We start from the raw sequence: 25,930 nt of genomic DNA on the forward strand, positions 1-25,930 counted from the left end.
TCACATCGGGCAGCCCGCGCGCAATACACCGGCCATAGCATGTTCGCATGTCCTCGAGACGACGATCGGCGCTGCTCGCAAGGCTTGTGGTCGATGAGCCAGGCCGACCGCAAGTGATCCTCGGCGAACTGCGCCGGGTGATCCTCGACGGCGCCGTACCGCCGTGCACCGTGATCCCGCTACGTGAAGTCGCCGAGCTGTTCGGGGTGAGTCATATCCCGGTCCGTGAGGCGCTCAAGACGCTGATCGGGGAGGGGCTGGTCACCCACCGCCCGCAGCGCGGTTACCAGGTGGCCCAGCTCACCGCCCGTGAACTGCGCGAAATGTACATCGTGCGTGACACTTTGGAGACGGCGTCGCTCGCCGCGGCCGCGATGCACGCCGACGAGCCCGAACGCGCGCACCTGCTCGCGGTGAACGACCTCCTCGAACGCGCCATCCTCGACGACGATCCCGAGGCATACCAGCGGCAGTCCCGCAGCTTCCATGTGGCGCTGACGCGGCCGTCACGGATGTTCCGGCTGCTGCACATGCTCGAAGCCGCGTGGAATGTCACCGAGCCGGTGCAGTCGATGGTCCATATCGACCGGCTCGACCGCGAGCGCCTGCACATCGACCACATCGCCATGCTCGACGCGTTCCTCGCGCGCGATATCGACCGCCTCCTCGTGGCCGCCGAGGAGCACCACCGGAGGCTGGAAACGGTGGTCGCGACCCTGCCGACCGATACCGGACTGCTCGCGCCGGAAGATATATCTTCGGTGCAATAGGCGCGAAATTCCCGGGAAACCGCAGGGCAACTGCTGATACTTACCGTCAGTTCAGCAGATGTACCCTTTCGGACGGGAACGATCATGACCGACACCATTACGTCCTCGGCGGTTCTCGCCGGCGAACCTCCCACTTATGATCCGCGGCTGACCAACGATGATCTGGCGCCGCTGCGCAAGCAGAATTGGGGCACTTACAACATCTTCGCGTTCTGGATGTCGGACGTGCACAGCGTGGGTGGATATGTCACGGCGGGAAGCCTTTTCGCGCTCGGTCTGGCGAGTTGGCAGGTGCTCGCCGCGTTGCTCCTCGGCATCACCATCGTGTATTTCTTCTGCAATCTGGTGGCGAAACCGAGTCAGATGACCGGTGTGCCCTATCCGGTGATCTGTCGCAGCGCGTTCGGCGTGCTCGGCGCGAACGTCCCCGCGATCATCCGTGGGTTGATCGCGGTGGCCTGGTACGGCATTCAGACGTTCCTCGCGTCGGCGGCCTTGGATGTCGTTCTGGTGAAACTGTTTCCGGGGCTGGCGCCCTACGCCGTCACCGCCGACTACGGGTTCCTCGGCCTGTCGGCCCTGGGCTGGGGCAGCTTCCTGCTGCTGTGGGTGGCGCAGGCGTGCGTGTTCTGGCGCGGCATGGAATCGATCCGCAAGTTTATCGACTTCTGCGGTCCCGCTGTGTATGTCGTCATGTTCCTGCTCTGCGGCTACCTCATCGCGAAGGCGGGCTGGAGTGCCATCGATCTGAACCTCGGCGATGTGAAATACACCGGCTGGGCGTCGGTGCCGGTGATGCTCGGCGCGATCGCGCTCGTCGTGTCGTATTTCTCGGGTCCGATGCTCAACTTCGGCGACTTCTCCCGATACGGCAAGAGTTTCGCCGCGGTGAAGAAAGGCAACTTCCTCGGGCTCCCGGTGAATTTCCTGGTCTTCTCGGTACTGGTCGTGGTCACCGCCTCGCTGACCTTGCCGGTGTACGGCGAACTGATCACCGATCCGGTCGCCACCGTCGCCGAGATCGATTCCACCTTCGCGATCGTGCTCGGCGCACTCACCTTCACCATCGCCACCATCGGGATCAATATCGTCGCCAACTTCATCTCACCGGCTTTCGATTTCTCGAACGTGAGTCCGCAGCGGATCAGCTGGCGGGCGGGCGGCATGATCGCGGCGGTCGGTTCGGTGCTGATCACGCCCTGGAATCTGTACAACAATCCCGACGTCATCCATTACACCCTCGAGGTGCTCGGCGCCTTCATCGGCCCGCTGTTCGGGGTACTGATCTGCGATTACTACCTGGTGCGCAAACAGAAGGTGATCGTCGACGATCTGTTCACGATGTCGGAGACCGGGACCTATTACTACACGAAGGGTTACCACCCGGCCGCGATCATCGCGACCGCCGTCGCCGCCGCTGTCGCGGTGTTCCCGGTGCTGGCCAACAGCTTGCCCGGCATGCACACCGCCGCCCAGTACAGCTGGTTCATCGGCTGCGGCATCGGCTTCGTCGTCTACTACCTGCTGACCGGCGCCAGGCGCGCGGCCGCTGCCGAGGAGGTCGGTGTCTGATGCGCATCAGGGTCGTCAACCCGAACACCACGCGGGCGATGACCGACACGATCGAGCAGTGTGCGCTGGCCGTCGCGGGCCGGGGCACACTGCTCGACGCGGTCACCTCCCAGATCGGGCCCGCTTCGATCGAGAGCCACTACGACGAAGCGATGAGCGTGCCCGGCCTGCTCGCCGCGATCCGGCAGGGCGAGGCCGACGGCGTGGACGGGTATGTCATCGCCTGCTTCGGTGATCCGGGATTGGACGCGGCACGGGAACTGGCGGCGGGACCGGTGATCGGGATCGCGGAGGCGGCCATGCGCACCGCGAGTCACCTGGGTCGCGGATTCAGTGTCGTCACGACGCTCGACCGCACCATCGGGCGGGCGGCGGATCTGGCGCGACACTATGGGATGCAGCGGTTCTGCCGGGGAATTCACGCGTGTGAGATACCGGTACTCGCACTCGATACCGACCCGGACGCGCGCAAGATCGTCACCGAGGCGTGTCGGGTGGCCGTCGCACAGGACGGGTCCGACGCTGTGGTGCTCGGGTGCGCGGGAATGGCCGATCTGTGCGCGCACATCCGCGACGAGATCGGGGTGCCGGTGATCGACGGTGTCGCGGCGGCGACGTTGACCGTGCAGTCGCTGTTGACGATGGGCCTGCGCAAGTCGGGTAGGGGAGAGTTCGCGACACCGCCCGCGAAGACCTACGTGGGTCTGCTGGAATCCTTCGGTTCGTGAAGGCCGATTCAGACGCCGGCGGTCTCGGTGGCCAGTGCGTTCAGCACCGCGTCGAGATCGTCGACGTCGACCACCAGGCGGGTGAAATCGGGCCCGTCCAGGTCGATGCGCACCGCGCTGCCGCCGAAAGTGGTGTCCCAGAACTCTTTGCGGCCCTTGCCGCGGTAGACGCCCGCGGCGATCACGCCGGGGAAGAAGGTGCCAGGGGCGCGGATCCACGGGGGCCGCAGGTCCACTTCGGCGCTGACGATCTCGGTGATCGCGGCGCGGTCGATCACGACCTGCTGGCGTAGGGCGAGTAGGCGATGCCCACCGAGCACATTGACCGTCACCGTGTCGTCGTTGATCTCGACCTCGACCATCGTTACCTCACTCGCCGTCGTGCGGACCGTTCGGTGTTCAGCTTTGTCGGACGGCCTGTTCACGGACTGTGGTGAGCCTGTGAGTTAGCCAAGGAATCAGAAGCATCAACTGATATAGATATGCGCATCTATCTGGTCGCCCGCTATAGGGCGCGGAACGAAAAAAGATCGCACGGACGGGCCAGGTCAGGGGTGGTGGGCCTGTCCGGCGATCTCGAGCACCTGCGCCAGCCATGGCGTGAACTTGCCGGGGTTCTCCGCCAGATCGGCACGCACGGCCTGCGGAGCGATCCATGCCCAGTGCGCGATCTCGGCCGGGTCCGGCCGCGGGGCCGGATCGCCGACGACACCGATCAGGACGTGGTCGTATTCGTATTCGACGCGGCCGGTCGTCTCGTCGCCCGCACGGTAGGTGAACGCACCGACCTCGGTGAGCTCGGCCGCCATCCCGAACTCCTCGCGCAACCGGATCGCGGCCGCCTCCGTCACCGCCTGACCCGGCGTCGGATGCCCACAGCAGGTGTTGGCCCACTGCAGCGGGAACCTGGTCTTCACCGCTGCGCGCTGCTGGAGCAGGACGTGCCCGTGCCGGTCGAACAGCAGCACGGAGAAGGCGCGGTGGAGCGTGCCCGGTGGCCGATGAGCATCGGCCACCGAGCACGCTCCGATCGCCACACCCGCGTCGTCGACCAACTCCACAGGCATTGCTTCACGGTCGGTCGACGGGTCGGCGAGCTGTTCGGTCACCTGGCCACCTTATCGGCGACGATCATCGGGTACTGGAAGCTGCCCTCTCTGTACCCGGTGATACAGGGCTGCTCAACGGTCATGGCATTTGTCCTCACCTGGGGAGCGGCACGGCCGATCGACCTGTTCGCGAGGGGTGCGCGACAGGCTGAAGGGTGGGTAACAGTGCGAAGCGAATGGTCCTGCGCGGAAAACCGGGCTGGTGAAACGGTGTTGCACGAAATCTGATGCGTGTCAGTACGTTCCGGACGTCAACGATGGTAGGTGCTCGAAGTGGCCGCACGTCGGGTATTCGGTAAAACATGGTGATGACCGGGAGATCCGTTGTGTGGGAAGCGATTGCGGGCACGGTGGTGGTCGGCTGATCGACGTGACGAGTCGGCTCCGGTCGCCTGGGTCATCCGTTTCGGGGCGATCTCGGGTGTGACGGCGAACCGTTCGAGAGTTGTGACCGCAGCGTGATCGGCCGTTGAGCGGGGCATGTGATTCGAATCGCTGGAACATGCGGCCTGTCACAGCCGACACATAATAGAGGTCTGGTGTGGTTAGCTCATGTGAGCACATCGGGGTGTGTGAGATGTGTCACTATAAGCAGGTAAGGCCAGGTGGGAACGGTGGATATCAGTCCAAAAGGTGTGGTCGGTTCGGTGCAGCGGTTGCTGGCTACCGCGCAGAACGGGCTGGAGGTGATCCGCTTCGGCGGATTGTCACACGATGTCGAGTCCTCGCCCTTCGAGGTCGTCGAGCGTCGCCGCATGTATCGGCTACGGCACTACTTCCCCGACGATTCGACGCCGGGCCGTCCGGTGGCGCTGCTGGTGCCGCCGTTGATGGTGAACGCCGACATCTGGGACGTCAACGCCGAAGGCGGCGCGGTCGGCATCCTGCATGCCAGCGGAATCGACTGCTGGGTCATCGATTTCGGCTCACCCGCGACCGAGGAAGGCGGCTGGGAACGCGACCTGGCCGACCACGTACTCGCGGTGAACTCCGCCATCGACTCCGTCTGTGAGGCCACCGGCGCGCAGGTGCACCTGATGGGGTACTCCCAGGGCGGCATGTTCGCCTACCAGACCACCGCCTACCGCTACGGCAAGGGCGTGGCCTCCATCGTCACCTTCGGTAGCCCCGTCGACATCGTCAACGGGATGCCGTTCGGCCTGCCCTACGGTCTGGTTTCCGAAGTCGCCGATTTCCTCGCCGACCACGTGATGCACCGGCTGCCGATCACCGAATCGATGGTGCGCATCGGTTTCCAGATGCTCGATCCGGTGAAGACCGCCAAGTCGCGCATCGACTTTCTGCTGCAACTGCACGATCGGGAAGCGTTGCTGCCCAAGGAACGTCAGCGCCGCTTCCTCAACAGCGAGGGCTGGGTGGGGTATGCGGGCCCGGCGGTGGCCGATCTGCTCAAACAGTTCGTCGCCCATAACCGGATGATGCTCGGCGGCTTCGTGATTCGCGACCACCCGGTGTCGCTCGCCGAGCTGAAGTGCCCGATTCTCGCGTTCGTCGGCGAGGTCGACGACATCGGTCAGCCCGCCGCGGTGCGTGGCATCGTGCGGGCCGCGCCCAATGCCGAGGTATACGAAGCCAGCTTGGTGGCAGGCCATTTCGGGCTCGTCGCCGGTTCGACGGCCACCAATCACACGTGGCCGATGGTGCGCGACTGGGTCACCTGGATGGACGGCAACGGCACGTTGCCCGAGCAGATCGTGCCCATGCAGGAACACGTCGCGAGCAACGCGCCGCGCACCGCCGCCACCCGGATGGTGCACACCGCCGCCGGGTTGGCCGAGGCGGGCGCGGGCGTCGGTAAGGCGCTGGAAGGCATCGCGGGCAACACGATTCGCGGATCGATCGAGATGGCGGGCGAGGCGGCGCGTGCGCTGCCTCGGCTGACGCGGCTCGGGATGATCCAGCCGCACACCCGTATCTCGCTCGGCAAACTGCTCAGCGAGCACGCCTCCCGCGCGCCGCAGAAGGACCTGGTGCTCTTCGACGACCGGGCGCACACCAATGCCGCGGTCGAGGAGCGCGTCGACAATGTGGTGCGCGGCCTGATCTCCGTCGGCATCCGGCCCGCGATGCGGGTCGGCGTGATGATGGAGACGCGACCGAGTGCGCTGGCCTCGGTGGCCGCGCTGTCGCGGATCGGCGCTGTCGCGGTGTTGCTCGCGCCCGGCGCCGAACTCGACCGCGCCATCGAGCTGACCGGCGTGCAGACGCTGATCACCGACCCGGAGAACCTGCGCTCGGCCGCCGCGACCGCTGCCAGGGTGCTCGTGCTCGGCGGCGGCGACAGCCGTTCGCTGGCGGTGGCCACCAGTGACCGGGTGGTCGACCTGGAGCAGATCGACCCGGCGAAGGTCAGGGTGCCCGCGTGGTACCGGCCGAACCCGGGTCTGGCGCGCGAACTCGCGTTCGTACTCGTGCTCGGCTCCGGCGACCGCCTCGAGGCGAAGTACATCACCAACCATCGCTGGGCGCTGTCGGCGTTCGGCACCGCTAGCGCGGCCGATCTCGACCGTCGCGACACCGTGTACTGCCTTGCGCCACTGCATCATTCGTCGGGGCTGTTGGTGAGCCTCGGTGGGGCGATCGCCGGTGGCAGCCGGATCGCGCTGGCCAGGCCGGTGGACATGGACCCGAACCGCTTCGCCGAAGAGGTGCATCGCTACGGCGTCACGGTCGTCACGTACACCTGGACCATGCTGCGCGATCTGCTCGACGCCAAGGTCTTCCCCGCGGGCCACAACCACCCGATCCGCTTGTTCATCGGCTCCGGTATGCCCGCTGGACTCTGGCGGCGCACGGTCGAACAGTTCGTCCCGGCCAGGGTGCTCGAGTTCTACGCCTCGATCGACGGTGACGTGGTGCTGGCGAATGTCACCGGCGCCAAGATCGGCTCCAAAGGCAGGCCCGTGCCCGGCACCGCGCGCGTGGAACTGGTCGCCTACGACCCGATCAGCGAACAGATCCTCGTCGGCGACGACGGATTCGCGCGCCGCTGCGCCGACAACGAACCCGGCCTGCTGCTCGGCAAGGCCGTCGACGGTGGCGACATCTCCGACGGCGGCCTGCGCGGCGTATTCCGGGCCGGTGACGCCTGGTGGCCGACGGAGAATCTGTTCCGGCGCGACAGCGACGGTGACTACTGGCTGGTGGACCGGCGCGACACGGTGATCCGCACGGCACGCGGCCCGGTGTTCACCCAGCCGATCGTGGACATGCTCAACGACATCACCCCGGTCGACATGGAGGTCGCGTTCGGGCTGAAGACCGCGGCGGGGGTCATCGCCGCGGCCGCGCTGAGCGTGCGTCACGGGTTCCGGATCGAACCGGGCGATGTCACCGAGGCGATGCGCGGGCTGGAGAGTTCCCAGCGTCCCGACCTGGTCTACGTCGTCGACGAGATCCCGCGTAGCGCCAGCTTCCGCCCCTCGGCGTCGGCGGTCCAGGCCGCGGGTCTGCCCGAGGCGGGCCCGGGCACCTGGATCTACAACCGGGAAACCGAGACCTACGAGGTGCTCACCGACGCGGTCGCGGCGGTGCTGTTCGGCGGGAGCTGACCGGCGACCGCGGCGGGGTATCCCGGCCGCGGTCCGTTGCACGACAAAGGCCGCCCGGCGCAACCGGGCGGCCTTGTTCGTAGAGAGGGCTACACCCGGTATTCGGTGACCGCGTCGACGACCCGACCGAGCTGGGCCTCGCTGAGCAACGGCCACAGCGGCAGTCGCACGATCGTCGCCGAGAAGTTCGCCGAGCGCGTGCACGGCACCGGGGTGCGGCCGTACTTGAGGCCGGCCGGGCTCGAGTCCAGCGGAATGTAGTGGAACGGCGCGACGATGCCGCGTTCGGCGAGGTGGGCGATGATGCCGTCGCGGCTGTCCTCGGTGGGCATGCGCAGGTAGAACAGGTGCGCGGTGTGGCCCGCGTCGGCGGGCACCGTCATCGGGCGCACGTCGTTGCGCGCGGCCCACTCGGGCAGCGCGGCCGCGTAGGTGTTCCACACACGGTGACGGTTGGCCTGGATGGTGTCGAACTCGGCCAGCTGGGCGTCGAGTACGGCGGCGTTGAGTTCGCTGGGTAGGTAGCTCGAACCGATATCCTGCCATGAGTACTTGTCGACCTGACCGCGCAGGAAGCGAGCGCGGTCGGTGCCCTTCTCCCGCATGATCTCGGCGCGACCCATCAGGATCTCGTCCGAGAGCAGCAGCGCGCCGCCCTCGCCGCAGTGCACGTTCTTGGTGTCGTGGAAACTCTGCGTGCCGAGGGTGCCGATCGTGCCGAGTTGCCTGCCACGCCAGGTGCCACCGAGGCCGTGGGCGTTGTCCTCGATGATCGCGACGCCGTGCTGGGCGGCCAGGGCGAGCAGCGGTTCCATGTCGGCGGCGACACCGCCGTAGTGCATCACCACGATGGCCTTGGTGCGGTCGGTGATCGCGGCGGCCGCGGCGGCGGGGTCGATATTGCCGGTGGACTCGTCGATGTCGACGAACACACAGGTGGAACCACGCAATGCCATCGAGGTGGCCGCGGAGGTGAACGCGAAACTGGGGACGATCACCTCGTCGTCGGGGCCGAGTTCGAGCAGCAGCGCGCCCAATTCGAGTGCGTGCGTGCACGAGGTGGTGAGCAGCGCGTGGTCGGCGCCGGTGATGGCCTTGATCTTCGCGGTCGCCGACTTGGTGAATTGACCGTCGCCATGACTGTGATCGGAATCGAGCACGGTCATCAGATTGGGGCGTTCAGCGGCAGCGCGGAACGGCCTGCTGAAGATGATGCGGTCGCTCACTCGCGGTGGCCCTTCTCCGTCGCGGCTGCCGGTACCACGGCGTCGACTAGATGGTTCACGGCCGGCACCTGCATCGTATCCGGGCGCGGTGTCGGGGTTTGCACCGTCAGGTAGAGCGGCTTGCCGACCAGGATGTGCAGTGCGACACCGAGATACTCGGCGATCAGTCCGAGCGAGAACAGCATCGCGCCCGAGCACAGCAGCATCACCACGATGATCGAGGCCCAACCCTCGGGATCGTGGTTGTCCTGGGTGAGCGCCTGCACGATGACCACCCCGGCCATGATCACCCCGGCCAGCGCGAGGGTGACCCCGAGCATGCTCACCAGCCGTAGGCCGCGAGTGCCGCTGCACAGCACCATCTTCCAGAACAGCGAGAACAGGCGGCGATAGTTGTAGCCGGACTCCTCACGGCCTTCGGCGCGCAGCACCACCGGCACCGACACCGTATTGCCGACGACCCAGGTGAGCGCCACGTCGAGGTACACACCGTTGGCCGCGACCTCGGCGAGCTGGCGACCGATGTCACCACGGATCAGCCGGAAGCTCTCGAAGCGTGTCGAATCCGGGAACGCGAACACTGTCGCGAGGACCACTTTGGCGCCGCGCGAGGTGAGATTGCGCAGGAAGCCGTGCGGGCGGGTGTTGGACGGCTTCGAATAGACCAGGTCCGCGCGCGAGGCCAGCGCCGCGTCGAGGAAGTCCGCGATGAACGCGGGGTCGTGCTGACCGTCCTCGTCCATCGTGACGATCCAGTCGCCCTGCGCCGCCGCCATACCGGCGATCGTCGCCGCGTCCTGACCGAAATTGCGGCTCAGCCAGACCGCGCGCACCTGCGGGAAGGAGCCCTCGAGTTCCTGCAGGACGACATCGGAGCGGTCGGGACCGTTGTCGTGGACGAGGATGATCTCCTCGACGGCGAACCGGGCGCCCGCTGCCGTCGTGCTCGGGCCGGTCAGCCGGTCCAACTCGGCGACCAGCGCGGCGATCGTGTCCTCACCCCGATACACCGGAACGACCACCGACACCGAATGCACCGGGCTCGACCCGTTGCGATCGGGCGCGCCCGCACGCACCACGGTGTCGGGCCTGGACAAGGGTGCGGACGGAATCGGCATCGCGGACACTTTCGGTAATTTCGGCGGCCGTGGCCGCGCGGTTCTCGGCCGAGAACCAACGGGAGCAGAGACCCTCAGGTGTGGGCACTTTAACACTGCGGCGTGACACCTCGGTGGAAGCGATCCCGCTGTGCGACGGTGCCGGTGCGGGCGTGTGCCTGTAGGGTCTGGTCCTCGTGGTGGAAAGTAGAACCCCGTCCCGTCGTTCCGTCTATATCTGGGGCCTGATCACCTCCCTCGGAGTGATCGCGGGCTATGGGGCGGTTCTCCTCGCCAACGTTCGGCATTTCTATACCGACGACACCGAATCCCAGTACGTCCCGCTGTGGGTGATGCTCGGAAACCGGCTTCGCAACGGTGATCTGCCGGTGATGGTGCCCGAGCACTGGATGGCCGGAAACTACGCGATCGAGGAAGCCGGGCTGCTGAATCCGCCGCAGCTGCTGATCGATCTGATCGCGCCCTCGGTCGACAATCTGGTGCTGTACGCGACCGTGGTGAAGCTGATCTTCGCGGTCATCCTCGGCCTCGGTGTCTACCGGATCTGTCTGGCCTACGGCTCGCGGGTGCAGTGGGCGGCGCTGGCCGGCGTCTCGATCTCGTTCACCGGGTGGCTGCTGTTCTTCGACGAGGCCAGCTGGATGACGGCGTTCACCGGCACCGCGTGGATGGTGCACGCGTGGGCGTCGGGGGTGCGGTACTCGCGCGGTCGCGGCGGTCCGATCCCGGTGTTCGTCTACCTCTACCTGGCGATCTCGGTGCAGTACATCTTCCCGGCGGTCGAAGCCGGTCTGATGATCGGCGCGGTCGCGATCGGTGAGCTGATCTACCAGCGGACCTGGCGTCCGTCGCTGAAACTGCTGACCGTGGCAGGGCTGGCGGCGCTGGCGGGAGCGGCCACGTATCTGCCCAGCATGCTGTCGGCGAAGGTCACCTGGCGTGGCACCGCCCAGATCAACAACGACCAGTTCCTCACCGTGCCCTGGTCGGAATCGCTGAACGCGAGCCTGCCCTCGACGCTGCCCGCCTTCACCTCGTGGTGGGGTTACGTGCAGCCGCTGCCGGTGGTCTACATCGCCTGGTTCCTGATTCCGGCACTGGCCTTCATCGACTGGGGCAAGGCGCGCGCGGCCTGGCGCGAGCTCAGCGGGATCGCGCTGTTCGCGATCGCGGCGCTGATGTGGACGGCAGGCCCCGGCACGATCGGCCCGCTGCGCTGGCCCGCCCGGGTGCTGCCGATGGTGGCGCTCGGTCTGCTGCTGCTGGTGTGCGTGCTACTCGGGCGGTTCGCGACGTTCAAGGACTGGCGTGCGCGGGGGATCGCGGCGGCAGTACTGATCGGCTTGCTGTGGGTGCGGTCGTTCTCGGCCGACCCACACAACTGGATCGCGCATGTGATCGCGGCCCTGGCCATTGCCGCGCTCGGGGCCGCGCTGGTGTGGCTGGCGGTGAACAAGGGGATCTCGGCGGCCGTCGCGCTCGCGATCATCGCGGTGTCGCCGATCGCCTATGTCCAGGTGGAGCGGGCGCAGCCGACGCCGATGAGCTGGAATCTGCCCAGCGATCGGGCCGCGGCGCGCGCGGCGTTCCCCGAATTCGCGGGGACCACGCTGCAGCTGGGCGATCGCGCACTGATCCAGCCGGGGGAGCGCACCCTCGACGGCGCCTACGGCTCGCTGGTGTTCGGCAACTACGCCAAGGACATCGAGCGCACCTACGTCAGCGGGTACACCCCCAACGGCCACTTCTGGTTCGGCGACATGCTCTGCATGCGCTGGGACACCAGCGTGTGCCCCGACGCCTACCGCCGCGCGTTCGCGGTCGAGCCGTCGACGGGCAAAACGGTTGTCGATCTGATGAACATCGACCGGGTGGTGCTGCAACGCGCGCTCTACCCGGCCGCGCGCACGGAACCGGCGCCGGCGGGCTGGAAGTGGGTCGACTACCCCGGCCACGAGAACTACATCTCGGTCCTCGAACGCGAGGACGGGCTGATCTCCACCCGCAACGGCCGGATCTCGGCGGTCGAGAACGCCACCGCGGTCTCGACCTCGGAAAGCGATACGACCAGCCGCGTCACCGTGAGCTCCGAGACAGGCGGGCGTGTGGTGTTCGCGCGTCTGGGCTGGCCGGGATACCGGGTGAGCCTCGACGGCAAGGACATCCCGTTCAAGGTCGTCGCGAAGAGTTTCGTCGCCGTCGACATCCCGGCTGGGACCCGCAACGGCGACCTCGAGCTGACCTGGCGTCCGCCGGGCTGGAAGATCGGCGGCGCCGCGATCGGCCTCGGACTGCTCGGCCTCGCGGTGTTCCAGTGGCTGTATGTGCGTGGCCGCAAGCCCGACGACGAGCAGGAGCAGCAGGCTCCGGCGGCGGAGTCGATCGCCGACGACGACACCGCGCTCGCGGACGCGGTGCGATGACTGTCGAGGCGGCGGGCGGCGTGCTCGAGACACCGGGTCCGCTGCTGCGCGTCGTGAAACGGCAGGAGCTGGCGTTCGCGATCGTCGGCGGGTTCAACACGCTGCTCGGCATGGCACTCGTCGTGTTCTGGCTGCACGTGCTCGGCGACGGCAGGCCCGGTCTGGCCGTCGTCGCCGCGTACGCGGTGAGCACGATCGTGGCCTTCGTCCTGCACCGCACCCTGGTGTTTCGCGTGCGGGGCCACCTCGCCCGGGACTTTCTGGCCTTCTGCGGGGTGAACCTGGGTGGTCTGCTGCTCAACGTGATCCTGGTGGAACTGGCGGTCACCGGCCTCGGGTTCCCCGCCGCGCCTGCCTCGGTGATCGTCATGGGTCTGGTCGCGGTGCTCAGCTTCTTCGGACACCGCTACATCTCGTTCCGACGGGCGCGGTAGGTTAGGCACATGGCGCACGAATCCACCATCGACGCAACCCTGCTCGGCCTGCTGGCCTGCCCCCAGGACAAGGGCCCGCTGCAGCTGGTGCGCACCGAAGCCGATGTGAGTGTGCTCTACAACCCCCGGCTGCGTCGGGCCTACCCGATCGACAACGGCATCCCGGTGCTGCTGATCGACGAGGCCCGCGACGTCACCGCCGCCGAACACGAATTCTTCGTCGCCGAATCCTGACCGCCCATCCGGTAGCCGCCCCACTACACGGCGTTGCTGCGGTCGTGGACTCCGGCGGTCGGCGAGGTGACGGTGAGCTCGCGCTGTTTCACCAACTGCCGGTGTCGATATCGCCCGTCAGATAGCGCTGGACAACCGGGCCGACCGCGTCGACCACGGCATCGATCGGCATCGAGGCCAGCGGTTCCAGCGAGATGATCTTACGGGCGGTCAACACCCCCACCATCTGGGACGCGGCCAGCGAGACTCTGGCGCGTCCGTCGTCAGCCGGGGTCGCGATGCGCACGCGGACCCGTTCCAGCACCACTTGGAGCAGGAAAGACCGCGCGAGATTCTGATCCCCGCCCGCGAAAATGCTGCGCACCATGGCCACGATGCCGGGGCCGGCGGGGGAGTCCCACACCGCGACGACCGCGCGCACGATGGTCTGCCCGAGCTCGTCGAGCGGTGCGGCGTCGACCGCGAGCAGCGTCGTGTCCGGGTCGACCGGGAAGTCCACCGCGGCGGCGAACAGTTGCTGCTTGTTGCCGAAATAGTGATGCACCAGGGCCGGGTCGACATCGGCATCGGCCGCGATCGCGCGGATGGATGTCTTGTCGAACCCGGTGCCCGCGAACCGCACCCGCGCCGCGTCGAGAATCGCCAGCCTGGTGTCGGCATTGCCCGGCCTGCGCCCCGTGCGACCGGATTTCGCTGTGCCGGAACCGGATTCGCCGTCACTCATGGGTGCTCCTCTCGTCGTTGCCTGGCCTCGGTCGCTAGGGGGTGCGTCGACGCAGAGTAGCCGCGGCGAGGCCGAGCGCCACCACCGCGAACCCGGCGACGACGGCGGTATCGCGCCACATCGCGGCCGTCGGCTCGGCGTGCACCGACACCTGCTGCAGCGCGTCCACCGCGTAACTCAACGGCATCACGTTGCTGATCGCCTCCAGCCATTCGGGTAGCCGGTCGCGCGGAACCAGCAGCCCACACAGGAAGATCTGCGGCGCGACGATCACCGGCATGAACTGCACGGCCTGGAACTCGGTGCGCGCGAAGGCGCTCGCCAGCAGTCCGAGCCCGACCCCGCAGACCGCGTCGACCATCGCGATCAGCATGACCCAACCGGGGCTGCCCGCGGCCTCGAGCCCGAGCAGCCAGAACGCGACTACGCAGGCCACCGCGGCCTGTGCGCCCGCGGCCAGGGAGAACGCGCTGCCGTACCCGGCGAGCAGATCGAGCTTGCTCAGCGGAGTGGTGAGCAGCCGTTCGAGGGTGCCCGATGTGCGTTCGCGCTGCATCGCGATCGCGGTGATGAGGAACATCACGATGAACGGCAGGATCCCGAGCATGGTGATACCCACCCGGTCGAACATCGTGAGCGGGGAGTGCGGCGCGCGGGGCGCGTCCTGATAGATGAAGTACAGCAGGGCCATGAGCAGGGCGGGAACCACCAGGATCATCGCCACGGTGCGGTGATCGTTGCGCAGTTGTCGCAGAATCCGGCCGGTGGTCGCGGTGTAGGGGCGCAGGGTGGTCATCGGTGCTCTCCCATCGTGATCAAGGTCAGGAAAGCGGCCTCGAGGTTCTGTTCGTCGGTGCGCTCGCGCAGTTCGTCTGGGCTGAGCTGGGCGAGCAGTTCGCCGTCGCGCATCAGCAGCAGCTTGTCGCAGTGTTCGGCTTCGTCCATCACGTGACTCGACACCAGCAAAGTCGTTCCCGCCGCGGCCAATTCGCGGAACTGCTTCCACAACTCCACGCGCAACACCGGATCCAGGCCCACTGTCGGTTCGTCGAGTACGAGCAGCTCGGGCTTGCCGACGAGCGCGCACGCCAGCGACGCCCTGGTCTTCTGCCCACCCGAGAGCTGATCGCCGAGCTGATCCGCGTGATCGGCCAAACCGACTGCGCCGAGCGCGGATTCGGTGTCGTCCCGGCCGCGCCCGTAGAGGGCGGCGTAGTAGGCCACGTTGTCGCGGACGCTGATGTCGGCGTAGATGCTCGGCGCCTGGGTGACATAGCCGACCCGACGGCGTAACCCGGCGCTCCCCGCGGGTTCCCCGAGCACGGTGACGGTGCCCGACTCCACCAGCTGTGTTCCCACGATGCTGCGCAGCAGGGTGGTCTTCCCGCAGCCGGAAGGGCCGAGCAAGCCGGTGATCGAGCCGCGCGGGATGTCCAGGGTCAGGCCGCGGAGGACGGGACGTTTTCCGCGCTGAACGGTCAGGCCCGCGACCTGGACGACGATCGGTGGCGGTGCGGTGTGCGACATGGTCGCCTCAATTCATCGTGTGTTGAATTCACTACGTGATGAATTTAGCGCGACAGTGTCGATGTGGCAAGGTCAGTGGGCGTGTCCAGGGGGTGTTTCGGCCTGCTGACCAGGTTCGACGACGGTGAACTGGCCCATCATTCCGACATCTTCGTGCCACAGGAGGTGGCAGTGATACATGTACGGCGTCGTCGGATCGGCCGGTCCGTCGAAGCGCAGAGCCAGGGTCGTGGCCGTATTCGGTGGCAGGAAAATCGTGTCCTTGGGGCCGGTCAGCTCGGGTGGGGGCGGGGCGCCGTCGTAGCCGAGGACCCGGAACTGCACATCGTGGACGTGAAAGTTGTGCGCCATGCCGTCGATGTTGCGCACGACCCAGGTCTCGGTGGTGCCCCGGGTGACGGTGGTGTCGATGCGGCTCATGTCCATGCGCTCGCCGTTGATGCCGCCGAGGGTGAGGTCGAAGCGACGTTGCACGACCGAGTCCGCGCCGTCGGGAATCGACGGCGGCACCAGGGCATCCGGCAGCGCGGGGGAGGGCCGCAAGGTGGCGGCGGCGCGCAGTTCGAGGACATCGAAGGTGTCGTCGCCGCCGGAGAACCGGTTCGACCAGAAGCCGAGGCCCGCCTCGAGCTTCTCGCTGCGTAACACCGTGCGTTCGCCGGGCAGCATCCGCACCACGATCTCCGCGCGTTCACCGGGGGAGAGACGGATGCGGTCCAGCGTGGCGGGCCGTTCGAGCAGGCCGCCGTCGGAACCGATCATGGCGAACGGGCGGGCGTCGTCGAAGGCGAAGGTGTAGATCCGCGCGGTCGAGGCATTGAGCAGGCGCAGCCGCACCGATTCGTCGCCGACCTCCTGATAGGGAGACAGGGTGCCGTTGACCATGGTGCGATCGCCGAGGAACCCGGTATCGCGGAAGATCGCGTGCGCGCCGTCGAGGCGGCGGCCGCGCAGGCGCATGTCCTGCACGATCACCGGGATGTCGTCGACGCCGTAGGTGCTCGGCAGCGGCAGCTCCGCGCTCGGCACGTCGTCGATCAGGAACATTCCCGCCAGGCCGCGGCGCACGTGGTCCTCGGTCGCACCGTGTGGGTGTGGGTGGTACCAGAGGGTCGAAGCAGGTTGGGCGACAGTCCATTCCGGTGTCCACGACGCACCGGGATCGACCATCTGGTGCGGTCCGCCGTCCATGGCGGCGGGTAGATGCATGCCGTGCCAGTGCACTGACGAGGCCTCGGGCAACTGGTTGCGCACCTGGACCCGCACGCGCTCGCCGCGGGCCGCGCGCAGTGTCGGGCCGAGATAGCTGCCGTTGAAACCCCAGGTCTCGGTGGCGCGGCCGGGCTCGAAGGTGGTTGTCCCGGACTGCATATCGAGCGAGAACGTCCGGGTGCCGTCGGCGTCGACGGTCGACTCGGCCAGCGGTGGAATGACCAGTGGCCGAGTGAATTCTGTCGTCCCCACGGTGGAGACATCGGCGGAGGCCCACGTCCAGCTCACCGCGCCTGCGATCGCGGTGATCAGGGCGAGTACGACAACGGCGACACCGAACAGAATGCGTCGCGGGCGAGCACGAGAAGACATGCTCCGACGGTAGGAAGCCGGACCATCGCCGCACATCGGGAAGCACCCCCATCTTCACCCTGGGAACTACCCCCGAGTGGCCGAGGTCGGTTCAGGTTTCGAATGCGACGCCGGTCAGTTCTTCGGATACCGCCCACAACCGAGCCTGGCTGTCGCGCTGGTGCGCACGCTCGGCGGCCTCGGCCTGTCCCGGGAATCCACCGATCTCGAAAAGACCTGACGGGCCGTAGTATTGGCCGCCCGACGCGGCAGGATCGGTGGCGGCGCGCAGCGTCGGCAGCGCGCCCATGGCGGGCGTACGGCCGAACAGACGAGCGATCGCCAGATTCGGTAGCCGGAACGCAGCGGGCGAGTAGCGGAAGACCTCGGTGCTGGCGCCACCAGGATGGGCGGCGAGCGCTTCGGCTGGGGTGCCCGCGAGCCTGCGGTCGAGTTCGTAGGTGAACATCAGGTTCGCCAGTTTCGACTTGGCATAGGAATTTCCGGTCGTTGCGGCCGGGTCGGCGGCGTCGATCCGGCCGAACCGGTGGCCGATGCTGCTGACGGTGACGACTCGCGCCGCGGCAGCCGCGACGATGCGGTCGATGAGCAGCCCGGTGAGGGCGAAGTGGCCCAGATGATTGATGCCGAACTGGATCTCGAACCCGTCCTCGGTGCGACCGCTCAACCCCGTGACGCCCGCGTTGTTGATCAACAGATCGATCCGGTCGAATCGGCTGCTGATCGTCGCGGCCGCGGCGCGGACCGAAGACAGGTCGGCCAGATCGAGTTCAACGCAGTCGATCGAGGTTCCGGGTGACCGCTCGGTAATTCGCCGGGCCGCGTCCTCGGCCCGGCTCCGGTCGCGGCACGCCAGGACGACGCGGGCGCCGTGTTCGGCAAGCGCGCGAGCCGTTTCGAAGCCGAGGCCGGTATTGGCGCCGGTGACGACGGCGACTCTGCCGGTCAGATCAGGGATATCTGCTTCGGTCCATCTGTTCAATCGACTCACTCCTAAAGGTGAATGCCTGGTTCAGGTTAAAGTGAACCAGTGGTTCATGTTATTCGCAAGACTAGATCTGCGAGGATGGCGGCGAGATGAACGGTCAACCCCTGCGCGCGGACGCGCTGCGTAATCGTCAGGCGATCCTCACCGCCGCACGCGAACTCGTCGCCGCGCGCGGGCCCGAGGTCGGCATGGATCAGATTGCCGCGGCGGCGGACGTCGCGGTCGGCACCCTGTATCGGCACTTCCCGGCCAAGAAGGACCTGATCGAGGCAATCGCTGCCGATCTTGTCGACGGTGTCGGCGAGTCATTGGATGCCGTACTCGAAGCTGTCGAGAACGGCACGAGTTCGGGCCTCGACGCGATCGTCGCACTGTTTCGACGCGTCGTGATCGACCTGCGCCAGGAGCGGCTGTTCCGGCTCGCCGTCACGGGAGTCGCCGACGAGTCGTTGCGTGAGATCCAGCGGCGCGGCCGGGTGGCAGTCGAGCGGTTGGTCGCCGCGGCGCATGGTGACGGCGCGTTGTATCCCGACGTCACCGCCGATGATGTCGTACTGCTGCTGAGTGCCGCGCCGGTCGAGCCGATGTCGGAGGCGGCGCAGCGGCGGTGGCTGATTCTGATGCGAAGGGCGCTCACGCCGCCGTAAAGAGTGATGTGATGCGGGTCACATAAAAGCCTGTCACGTTGGTCGCGGCTCACTTGTCCTATGAACATCCCATCGACAAGGAGCACCGCAATGACCCCCACCACGCACCGCATCGTTGTTCTCGGCGCCGGCTACACCGGCATGCTGGCCGCGATCCGCCTGGCGCGGCGCACCAGGAAGCTGGATGTGGCGATCACGCTGGTCAACCCGTCGGCCCGCTTCACCGAGCGGCTGCGAATGCACCAGATCGCCGCGGGTCAGGAACTCGCGCACCACGACATCCCGGAAATCCTCGACGGTACCGGCATCGAATTCGTCCAGGGCCGGGTCACCGCGATCGACCCCGCCGCCCAGCGCGTCCAGGTCGACGGCGCCGGCGAACTCGCCTACGACGAACTGGTCTACGCCCTCGGCAGCACCGCCGAGACGACTCTCGTGCCCGGCGTCGCCGAGCACGCCATGACCCTCGACGACCCGCGCCGAGCCCACGAATTCGCAGGCGAGCTGGCCACTCTCGCCGCCGAGGGCGGTTCCGTCGCCGTCTGCGGTGGCGGTCTCACCGGCATCGAAGCCGCTGCCGAGATCGCGGAAAGCCACCCCGGTCTGCGCGTCACGCTGATCAGCTCGGGCGAGCCGGGGGCGATGATGGGCGATAAGGCCCGCACGCATCTGAACAAGACACTGGATCGGCTCGGCGTCGTCCGCGAGATCGGCGTGCGGGTCGCCGAAGTGCGGCCTGACGCGGTCGAGCTCGCAGACGGCACAGTGATCGGTGCCGACCTCATCCTCTGGACCACGGGCGTACGGGTCTCGCCGCTGGCCACCGAGGCGGGCATCGAGACCGACTCGCGTGGACTGATCGTTGTCGACCCCACACTGAAGTCGGTGTCGCACCCCACGATTCACGCGATCGGTGACGCCGCCGCCGTCCGCCAGGCATGGGGCCGGGTACACGGCACCTGCCAGAGCGGGCTGCCCACCGCCGCTTACACCGCCGACGTGATCGCCGCCGAACTGCGCGGCAAGAGGATTCGTCCGTTCCGTTTCGGCTACTTCCACCAGCCCGTCAGCCTGGGCCGCCGCGACGCGGTCATCCAGTTCACCAAGGCCGACGACAGCCCACGCCGCCTCTACCTGACCGGCTGGGCCGCGCGCACCTACAAGGAGATGGTCAGCAGCAGCCCCGTGCCGACCTTCAAGGCCAGCAAGAAGATGACCATGAACGTGCAATTGTCCAAGGGCGGTAGCGCAACCCGCGCCGCCGCGTGAAGTAGGTTGACGCCGTGGCCGACCAGGATCCGTTCCTCGAACACCGTCGCCTGTTGTTCGCGACCGCCTATCGCATGCTCGGCACCGTCACCGATGCCGAGGACGTCCTGCAGGACACCTGGCTCAAATGGAACGACACCGACCGCACCGCGGTCGCCCACCCCAGGGCCTACCTGGTCCGCACGGTCACCAATCTCTCGCTCAACCGGCTCACCTCCGCCCGCGCGACCCGCGAAAGCTATGTCGGCCCTTGGCTTCCCGAGCCGGTGCTGACCTCGCCCGATATCGCCGAGGACACCGAATTGGCCGATACCGTCTCCACCGCCATGCTCGTCGTGCTGGAATCCCTCACCCCCGTCGAACGCGCGGTGTTCCTGCTGCGCGAAGTGTTCGGCTACTCGCATGCCGAAATCGCCGAAGCCCTGAACCGTCCCGAGGCTAGTGTGCGCCAGATCGCGCACCGCGCGAAGAGCCACGTCCAGTCGCGCCGCCCACGATTCGATACCGACAAGACCGCTCGCGCCCAGGTCACCGACCGATTCATGGCCGCCTGCGCCGGTGGTGACCTCAACGCCCTGATGGACCTGCTCGCCCCCGATGTCACGTGTTGGTCCGACGGCGGCGGCGTGGTCACCGCCGCACGCCGCCCGCTGCACGGTCCCGACCATGTCGCCCGCTGGATCCTCGGCGTCCTCGCGAAACCGTCGTCCGCGGGCTTCGAACTCACCGCGGCCGACATCAACGGCGAGCTCGGCGCACTGGCCTCCTTCGCCGGAAACCCCGGCGCCGCCTTCACTTTCGATCTCGTCGACGGACACATCCAAAACCTGCGGTTCCAGGTCAACCCCGGCAAACTGGCTGGTCTGTACCGCGGCACCGACCTCCTCGGCTGACGAGCTGACACCGGGCGGAATCGCTCCGCGCGCTGGGTTCGCGGGAACGGGCGGCTGGCCCTAGCATTCTGCCGTGTCAAGCAATCGCACCGATCGGGCCGAGGGCGGCCAGGTCAGGGTCTCCACCCTGGAACTGTTCTTCGACTTGGTCTTCGTTTTCACGATCACCCAACTCACCCACGTGTTCGTCCACCATCCGGGGTGGGAAGCGGCGTTGCAGGTGGCGTTGATGTTCGGCGTCATCTGGTGGATGTACGGCGGGTACGTCTGGCTCACGAACGAAGTCGCCCCGAGCAGTTCCTCGCGCCGGACCTTGCTGCTCATCGGCATGTCGGCGTTCTTCGTGCTCGCCCTCGCCGTGCCGGACGCCTTCCACGGCACCGGTGTCGCGTTCGGCGTCGGCTACGTGCTGGTGACCGCGATCCACACCGTGATGTTCGCCTCGGCCGGCGGAGCATCGGCCAGTCTGGCGATCCGGCGGATCGGCCCCCTCAACGCGGCATCGGCCACCCTCGTCGTCGTCGGCGGATTCACCCACCCGCCACTGCAGTACCTGCTCTGGGCAGCGGCTTTCGCGCTCCAGGTACTGAGCCCCTACCTGGTCGACACCGGTGGCTTCGTGGTGCGGGCGCCGCACTTCTGTGAACGCCACGGCCTGGTGATCATCGTCGCGCTCGGCGAATCGATCGTCGCGCTCGGTGTCGGCCTGGCCGGTGAACCGATCACGGTCGCGCTGATGGCGATGGTGGCTCTCGGCCTCGCGCTCGCATATGTGCTGTGGTGGGCCTACTTCGGCTTCGATGACGAACGCGGCGAAGAAGCGCTCGCCGCGCGGCCGGACCGGGAGCGCGTGCGGCCCGCGCTTGTCGCCTACGACTACGCGCTCTATCCCTTGCTCGTCGGCGTGATCCTCACCTCGGCCGGAATCGCGCTGAGCATCGCGCACGGTGGTGAGCCCGCGAGTTGGGCGGCCGCCTGTGCGCTGTCCGGCGGTGTCGCGCTGTACTTCGCCGGGCAATCCTGGTTCCGCGCGACGCTCGGTCTGCCGGGCTCGGGCAGCAGGTTGATCGGCGCCGTCATCGTCGCCTCGACTGCGCCGATCGGGGTGTATTGGCTCGCGTGGGGGCAACTCGCCGCGCTGGTCGCACTCGCCTACGCAGTGGTGATCGTCGATGACCGGCGCATTCTGCGGGAGGGCAGGCACAGCGCCTACGCCTGACCCGGCAGCCTCGGGCGTCACGGTTCGGGTGAGAATGGCGGTCGTGTCCGCCCAGGAACTGGCCGTCGATCCGCCCACCGCCGCGCACCGGTTGCTCGGTGCTGTCCTGCGATCGGGCCCGGTGGCGCTGCGCATCGCGGAGGTCGAGGCCTACGGCAGCGATCCCGGCGGTCCCTGGCCCGATCCGGCCGCCCATTCCTGGCCCGGACCGACAGCCCGCAACGCGGTGATGTTCGGCCCCGCCGGGCGGCTCTACGTCTATCGCTCGTACGGAATTCACCTGTGTGTGAACGTGACCGGTGGCTACGACGGTGAGGCCGGTGCGGTGCTCGTTCGAGCGGCGGAAGTGGTCGACGGCATCGATATCGCGCGCGAGCGCAGGCCCGCTGCCCGCAAGGACGCCGATCTGGCGAGGGGGCCGGGCAATGTCGGCAGCGCACTCGGCGTCAGCATGTCCGACTACGGAACCGAACTGTTCGACCCCTTCTCCGCCCTGCACCTCGAACTGAAACCACCTGTGCCACAAGAAGATATCGCGTCCGGTCCGCGCGTCGGGGTCAGCGTCGCGGCCGAGGTGCCATGGCGGTTCTGGCTTCCGGCCTCGCCCGCCGTCTCGGTCTATCGGCGTAGCCCACGCGCACCCGAACCGAGGACGTAGCAGCGTGCGGAAAATCCTTTGCCGACAGCGATGAGTTCGCGGGCGATGGTCCGTCTTATCTGGTGAACGCGCTACCGACCGAGCGCGACCGACCCGAAGGACACGAAATGACCACCGCAACCCCCTCCGCGAACTTCTCCGACGCCGCCTACCAGCCCGGCAAGATCCGCAACCGCGTCCTGTGGACCTTGCAGGTAGTGCTCGGCCTGTTCTTCATCATCGCTTCGGGCGGTCCGAAGCTCGTCATCCCGAACACCTTGATGGAGAACGCCCCCGAGAATCTGACCATCCCCCTCGGGCTGCTGATCTTCATCGGAGTCGTCGAGGTGGCGGGCGGTATCGGCCTGATGGTGCCGCGACTCAGTGGTCTGGCCGCTGCCGGACTGTCCGTGCTCACCGTGCTCGCCGCCGCGACGCAGGCCTTCATCGCCGACAAGCCCGCGATGGGAATTTTCCCGCTGGTGCTCGCCGCGATCTTCGCCTGGATCGCCTACGAACGTCGCGCCACCATCACCGCGCTGGTGCGCTGACCTGCGACTCGACACGCTGACGATCGCCGGAGCCCGGGGGGTTCCGGCGATCGTCGGCGTGCCGAGGAGTGTCGGCCGACAAGGCGCTTCGGCCGCGGAGCCAAGATCACCCCGCCGATCTCGTCGGCGAACCCAATTGGGCGAATCGGACCGGAATGCGACGATCGAAGACCACGTCGAAAGACCGTACGAGCAGGAGCGCCCGTGTTCACTTTCCCCAGCAGCGACGGCACCGCCATCCATGTGCGGAGCTGGCTCCCCACGGACGCCGAGCCGCGTGGCATCGTGCAGATCGCGCACGGCATGGGCGAGCACTCCGACCGTTACGGTCATCTCGCCGAAAGACTCGCCGGCCTCGGATTCGCCGTCTACGCCGACGATCACCGTGGCCACGGTCTCAGCATGGGCCCGGTCCCCGGTGACCTCGGCCCCGACGGCTGGAACCTGCTCGTCGCCGACGAGGTCGCGCTCACCGAGATCCTGCGCGAACGCCACCCCGGCCTGCCCGTCACCCTGATCGGCCACAGCCTCGGCTCGTTCGCCGTGCAGCAGTACCTCCTCGACCACTCCGACCTCGTCGACGAGGTCGTCCTGAGCGGCACGACCGCCGTCGACGGGCTGTTCGGCGAGATCGCGGCCGCCGGCGGTGACCTCATCGGCTTCTTCAACGCCGAATTCCAGCCCACCCGCACCGAGGCCGACTGGATCAGTCGCGACGAAGCCCAGGTCGACACCTACAACGCCGACCCCTGGTGCGGTTTCGCCATCGACGACACCAATATGGGTCTGCTCGCGGCCAACGCCCAGACTCGGCTGTCGAACCCGAGCACCGTGCGCACCGACCTGCCGATCTATGTGATGGTGGGCGAGAAGGACCCGCTCAACAACAAGTTGCGCCTGTCCGACCTGCTCGTGCAGCGTTACCGCGACGCGGGCCTGAACGACCTCACCTATCAGGTCTACCCGGACGCCCGCCACGAAGTCCTCAACGAAACCAACCGCGACGAGGTCGAAGCGGATCTGCTCGCCTGGATCACCCGCGCACGCGACTGACGAACCGCATGCGGAAAGATAGGCCAGCGTGACCGGCGACATCTTCGACGAACTGACCTGGCGCGGCCTGATCGCGCAGTCCACCGACCTGGACGAGCTGCGCGCTGCCGCGGCCGCCGCACCCCTGACGCTCTATGCCGGCTTCGATCCGACCGCCGCCAGCCTGCACGCCGGCCACCTCGTCCCGCTGCTCGCGCTCAAGCGCTTCCAGCTGGCCGGGCATCGGCCGATCGTGCTCGCAGGCGGCGCGACCGGAATGATCGGCGACCCGCGTGACGTGGGCGAACGCACCATGAACTCGACCGACACCGTGGCCGAGTGGGCACAGCGGATCAGGGGCCAGCTCGAGCGTTTCGTCGACCTCGGCGAATCGCCGACCGGGGCGGTCATCGTCAACAACATGGACTGGACGGGCCCGCTGTCGACCGTCGACTTCCTGCGCGACATCGGCAAGCACTTCTCGGTGAACGTCATGCTCGCCCGCGACACCGTCAAGCGGCGGCTCGAAGGCGACGGCATCTCCTACACCGAGTTCAGCTACATGCTGCTGCAGGCCAACGACTACCTGCAGTTGCGGCGTGAGCACGGCTGCACGTTGCAGGTCGGTGGCTCCGATCAGTGGGGCAACATCATCGCCGGCGTGGAGCTGAACCGGCGAGTCGACGGCGCGCATGTGCACGCGCTCACCGTGCCGCTGGTGACCTCGGCCGACGGCAAGAAGTTCGGCAAGTCCACCGGTGGCGGCAGCCTGTGGCTCGACCCCGAACTGACCAGCCCCTACGCCTGGTACCAGTACTTCGTGAACACCGCCGACGCCGACGTCGTGCGCTACCTACGCTGGTTCACCTTCCTGAGTCGCGAAGAACTCGACGAACTCGAGCAGGCGACGGTGGAACGTCCGTTCGCCCGCGAGGCACAGAAGCGCCTGGCCGCGGAGATGACCACGTTGGTGCACGGCGCGGACGAGACCCGCGCGGTGGAACTGGCCAGCGGGGCGCTGTTCGGTCGCGGTGAACTGGGTGAACTTCCGCTGTCCACGCTCGGCGCGGCACTGCGCGAAACCGCGGTGGACGGCAAGGTGGCCGAGGTCGTGCCCGGTGAACCGAACACGATCGTCGACCTGCTCGTCGCGTCGGGCCTGTGCGAGAGCAAGGGAGCGGCCCGCCGGGTGGTCAACGAAGGCGGCGCGTCGGTGAACAACCAGCGGGTGAGCGATGTCGAATGGACTCCGTCCGATGCCGACTACCTGCACGGTGAGTGGCTGGTGCTGCGGCGCGGAAAGAAGAACATGGCGGGCGTGCATCGGATAGCCTGACGTCGTTGCGGAGGCCTGAGTCACATGCGTGTGATTCAGGCCGGCGCAGCGGCTGAGCGCACCGCCGTGACCTGCGGAGATCCGGTGTTGTCCAGGCGATTTGACGCGGCGTTATCCGGCGCGTAACTTATTGGAAGTCAGAGCGACACGGACGCCAACCCGGAGCCGAGACGCTAGCCCGAGAGGCTGGCGGGCCAAGGGAAAACGCGGTAGTACGGGGAAAGCGCCTGACGGAGCTGAAGATCTTGTGACCAGGCTTACGATTGACATCGTCTGGACGTGAGGTTAGGCTGGAACAGTTGCCCTTCGGGAGATCCGGAAAGATCCGGTCATTCCG

At 67.3% G+C, this 25,930-nt stretch carries 24 protein-coding genes; 15 read left to right on the forward strand and 9 right to left on the reverse strand.

Features of this window, described 5'->3' with window-relative positions:
- Window positions 1-47: 47 nt before the first annotated feature.
- The 3 genes from NS1_RS16620 (at window position 48) to NS1_RS16630 (ending at window position 3,070) form a co-directional block, all read left to right on the forward strand.
- Window positions 48-770 carry a GntR family transcriptional regulator gene (locus NS1_RS16620; protein WP_062985631.1) on the forward strand — a complete coding sequence of 241 codons (723 nt, stop codon included), beginning with the start codon at window positions 48-50 and terminating at the stop codon, window positions 768-770.
- An 84-nt stretch (window positions 771-854) separates the two neighbouring features.
- Window positions 855-2,342: an NCS1 family nucleobase:cation symporter-1 gene (locus NS1_RS16625; RefSeq protein ID WP_062985633.1), complete on the forward strand. Its 1,488-nt coding sequence runs from the start codon at window positions 855-857 to the stop codon at window positions 2,340-2,342.
- Window positions 2,342-3,070, forward strand: a complete 729-nt coding sequence (locus tag NS1_RS16630) for an aspartate/glutamate racemase family protein (RefSeq protein WP_062985635.1) — start codon at window positions 2,342-2,344, stop codon at window positions 3,068-3,070. Before NS1_RS16625 ends, NS1_RS16630 begins: the two co-directional genes overlap by 1 nt.
- Window positions 3,071-3,078: 8 nt before the next feature.
- Here NS1_RS16630 and NS1_RS16635 read toward each other — a convergent pair whose 3' ends face one another.
- Together NS1_RS16635 and idi are read right to left on the reverse strand one after the other, a co-directional pair.
- On the reverse strand, window positions 3,079-3,432 hold the full coding sequence (locus NS1_RS16635) for a hypothetical protein (protein WP_062985637.1): 354 nt from the start codon (window positions 3,430-3,432) through the stop codon (window positions 3,079-3,081).
- Between the two features lie 186 nt (window positions 3,433-3,618).
- Entirely contained in the window at window positions 3,619-4,179 is a 561-nt protein-coding gene (gene idi, locus NS1_RS16640) for an isopentenyl-diphosphate Delta-isomerase (protein ID WP_235569911.1), read from the reverse strand.
- Window positions 4,180-4,793: 614 nt separating this feature from the next.
- Here idi and NS1_RS16645 point away from each other — a divergent pair.
- Complete coding sequence (locus tag NS1_RS16645) at window positions 4,794-7,751, forward strand: AMP-binding protein (protein ID WP_062985705.1); 2,958 nt, start codon at window positions 4,794-4,796, stop codon at window positions 7,749-7,751.
- Window positions 7,752-7,840: 89 nt separating this feature from the next.
- On the opposite strand, the gene rffA is transcribed toward NS1_RS16645, so the two are convergent.
- Entirely contained in the window at window positions 7,841-8,977 is a 1,137-nt protein-coding gene (gene rffA / locus NS1_RS16650) for a dTDP-4-amino-4,6-dideoxygalactose transaminase (RefSeq protein WP_056824291.1), read from the reverse strand.
- The gene (locus tag NS1_RS16655; protein ID WP_218019935.1) at window positions 8,974-10,014 is read right to left on the reverse strand and encodes a glycosyltransferase; all 1,041 of its coding nucleotides are present in this window, start codon (window positions 10,012-10,014) and stop codon (window positions 8,974-8,976) included. Before NS1_RS16655 ends, rffA begins: the two co-directional genes overlap by 4 nt.
- 260 nt (window positions 10,015-10,274) lie before the next feature.
- On the opposite strand from NS1_RS16655, the gene NS1_RS16660 reads away from it, so the two are divergent.
- Genes NS1_RS16660 through NS1_RS16670 form a run of 3 tightly spaced genes read left to right on the forward strand, consistent with a single transcriptional unit; the run spans window position 10,275 to window position 13,186 of the window.
- Window positions 10,275-12,518 (forward strand): hypothetical protein, encoded by a 2,244-nt coding sequence (locus NS1_RS16660; RefSeq protein WP_062985640.1) that lies wholly within the window; start codon window positions 10,275-10,277, stop codon window positions 12,516-12,518.
- Window positions 12,515-12,952, forward strand: a complete 438-nt coding sequence (locus NS1_RS16665; RefSeq protein WP_062985652.1) for a GtrA family protein — start codon at window positions 12,515-12,517, stop codon at window positions 12,950-12,952. The genes NS1_RS16660 and NS1_RS16665 overlap by 4 nt, the downstream gene beginning before the upstream one ends.
- Before the next feature lie 9 nt (window positions 12,953-12,961).
- Complete coding sequence (locus tag NS1_RS16670) at window positions 12,962-13,186, forward strand: Trm112 family protein (protein WP_056824282.1); 225 nt, start codon at window positions 12,962-12,964, stop codon at window positions 13,184-13,186.
- 88 nt (window positions 13,187-13,274) lie between these two features.
- Here NS1_RS16670 and NS1_RS16675 read toward each other — a convergent pair whose 3' ends face one another.
- The 5 genes from NS1_RS16675 to NS1_RS16695 form a co-directional block, all read right to left on the reverse strand.
- Complete coding sequence (locus tag NS1_RS16675; protein ID WP_062985653.1) at window positions 13,275-13,910, reverse strand: TetR/AcrR family transcriptional regulator; 636 nt, start codon at window positions 13,908-13,910, stop codon at window positions 13,275-13,277.
- 34 nt (window positions 13,911-13,944) lie between these two features.
- Entirely contained in the window at window positions 13,945-14,706 is a 762-nt protein-coding gene (locus tag NS1_RS16680; protein ID WP_062985654.1) for an ABC transporter permease, read from the reverse strand.
- Window positions 14,703-15,437 carry an ABC transporter ATP-binding protein gene (locus tag NS1_RS16685; RefSeq protein WP_062985655.1) on the reverse strand — a complete coding sequence of 245 codons (735 nt, stop codon included), beginning with the start codon at window positions 15,435-15,437 and terminating at the stop codon, window positions 14,703-14,705. Before NS1_RS16685 ends, NS1_RS16680 begins: the two co-directional genes overlap by 4 nt.
- A 72-nt stretch (window positions 15,438-15,509) precedes the next feature.
- The gene (locus tag NS1_RS16690) at window positions 15,510-17,021 is read right to left on the reverse strand and encodes a multicopper oxidase family protein (protein ID WP_062985656.1); all 1,512 of its coding nucleotides are present in this window, start codon (window positions 17,019-17,021) and stop codon (window positions 15,510-15,512) included.
- A 91-nt stretch (window positions 17,022-17,112) separates the two neighbouring features.
- Window positions 17,113-18,003: an oxidoreductase gene (locus tag NS1_RS16695; protein ID WP_062985657.1), complete on the reverse strand. Its 891-nt coding sequence runs from the start codon at window positions 18,001-18,003 to the stop codon at window positions 17,113-17,115.
- Between the two features lie 95 nt (window positions 18,004-18,098).
- Between NS1_RS16695 and NS1_RS16700 the strand changes: the two genes are divergently transcribed.
- The 8 genes from NS1_RS16700 (at window position 18,099) to tyrS (ending at window position 25,593) form a co-directional block, all read left to right on the forward strand.
- Window positions 18,099-18,656, forward strand: a complete 558-nt coding sequence (locus tag NS1_RS16700) for a TetR/AcrR family transcriptional regulator (RefSeq protein WP_062985658.1) — start codon at window positions 18,099-18,101, stop codon at window positions 18,654-18,656.
- 90 nt (window positions 18,657-18,746) lie between these two features.
- Window positions 18,747-19,925, forward strand: a complete 1,179-nt coding sequence (locus tag NS1_RS16705; protein WP_062985659.1) for an NAD(P)/FAD-dependent oxidoreductase — start codon at window positions 18,747-18,749, stop codon at window positions 19,923-19,925.
- Window positions 19,926-19,939: 14 nt separating this feature from the next.
- Window positions 19,940-20,818, forward strand: a complete 879-nt coding sequence (locus NS1_RS16710; RefSeq protein WP_062985661.1) for an RNA polymerase sigma-70 factor — start codon at window positions 19,940-19,942, stop codon at window positions 20,816-20,818.
- A gap of 73 nt (window positions 20,819-20,891) precedes the next feature.
- Complete coding sequence (locus tag NS1_RS16715) at window positions 20,892-22,037, forward strand: low temperature requirement protein A (RefSeq protein ID WP_062985662.1); 1,146 nt, start codon at window positions 20,892-20,894, stop codon at window positions 22,035-22,037.
- Window positions 22,038-22,080: 43 nt separating this feature from the next.
- The gene (locus tag NS1_RS16720) at window positions 22,081-22,695 is read left to right on the forward strand and encodes a DNA-3-methyladenine glycosylase (RefSeq protein WP_062985707.1); all 615 of its coding nucleotides are present in this window, start codon (window positions 22,081-22,083) and stop codon (window positions 22,693-22,695) included.
- A 107-nt stretch (window positions 22,696-22,802) separates the two neighbouring features.
- Window positions 22,803-23,225, forward strand: coding sequence for a DoxX family protein (locus tag NS1_RS16725; RefSeq protein WP_056824812.1), 423 nt, complete (start codon window positions 22,803-22,805; stop codon window positions 23,223-23,225).
- 204 nt (window positions 23,226-23,429) lie between these two features.
- Window positions 23,430-24,278: an alpha/beta fold hydrolase gene (locus NS1_RS16730; protein WP_062985663.1), complete on the forward strand. Its 849-nt coding sequence runs from the start codon at window positions 23,430-23,432 to the stop codon at window positions 24,276-24,278.
- 28 nt (window positions 24,279-24,306) lie between these two features.
- Entirely contained in the window at window positions 24,307-25,593 is a 1,287-nt protein-coding gene (gene tyrS, locus NS1_RS16735; protein ID WP_062985664.1) for a tyrosine--tRNA ligase, read from the forward strand.
- Window positions 25,594-25,930 lie beyond the last annotated feature (337 nt).

This window comes from Nocardia salmonicida NBRC 13393 (assembly GCF_001613085.1).
Classification (GTDB): domain Bacteria; phylum Actinomycetota; class Actinomycetes; order Mycobacteriales; family Mycobacteriaceae; genus Nocardia; species Nocardia salmonicida.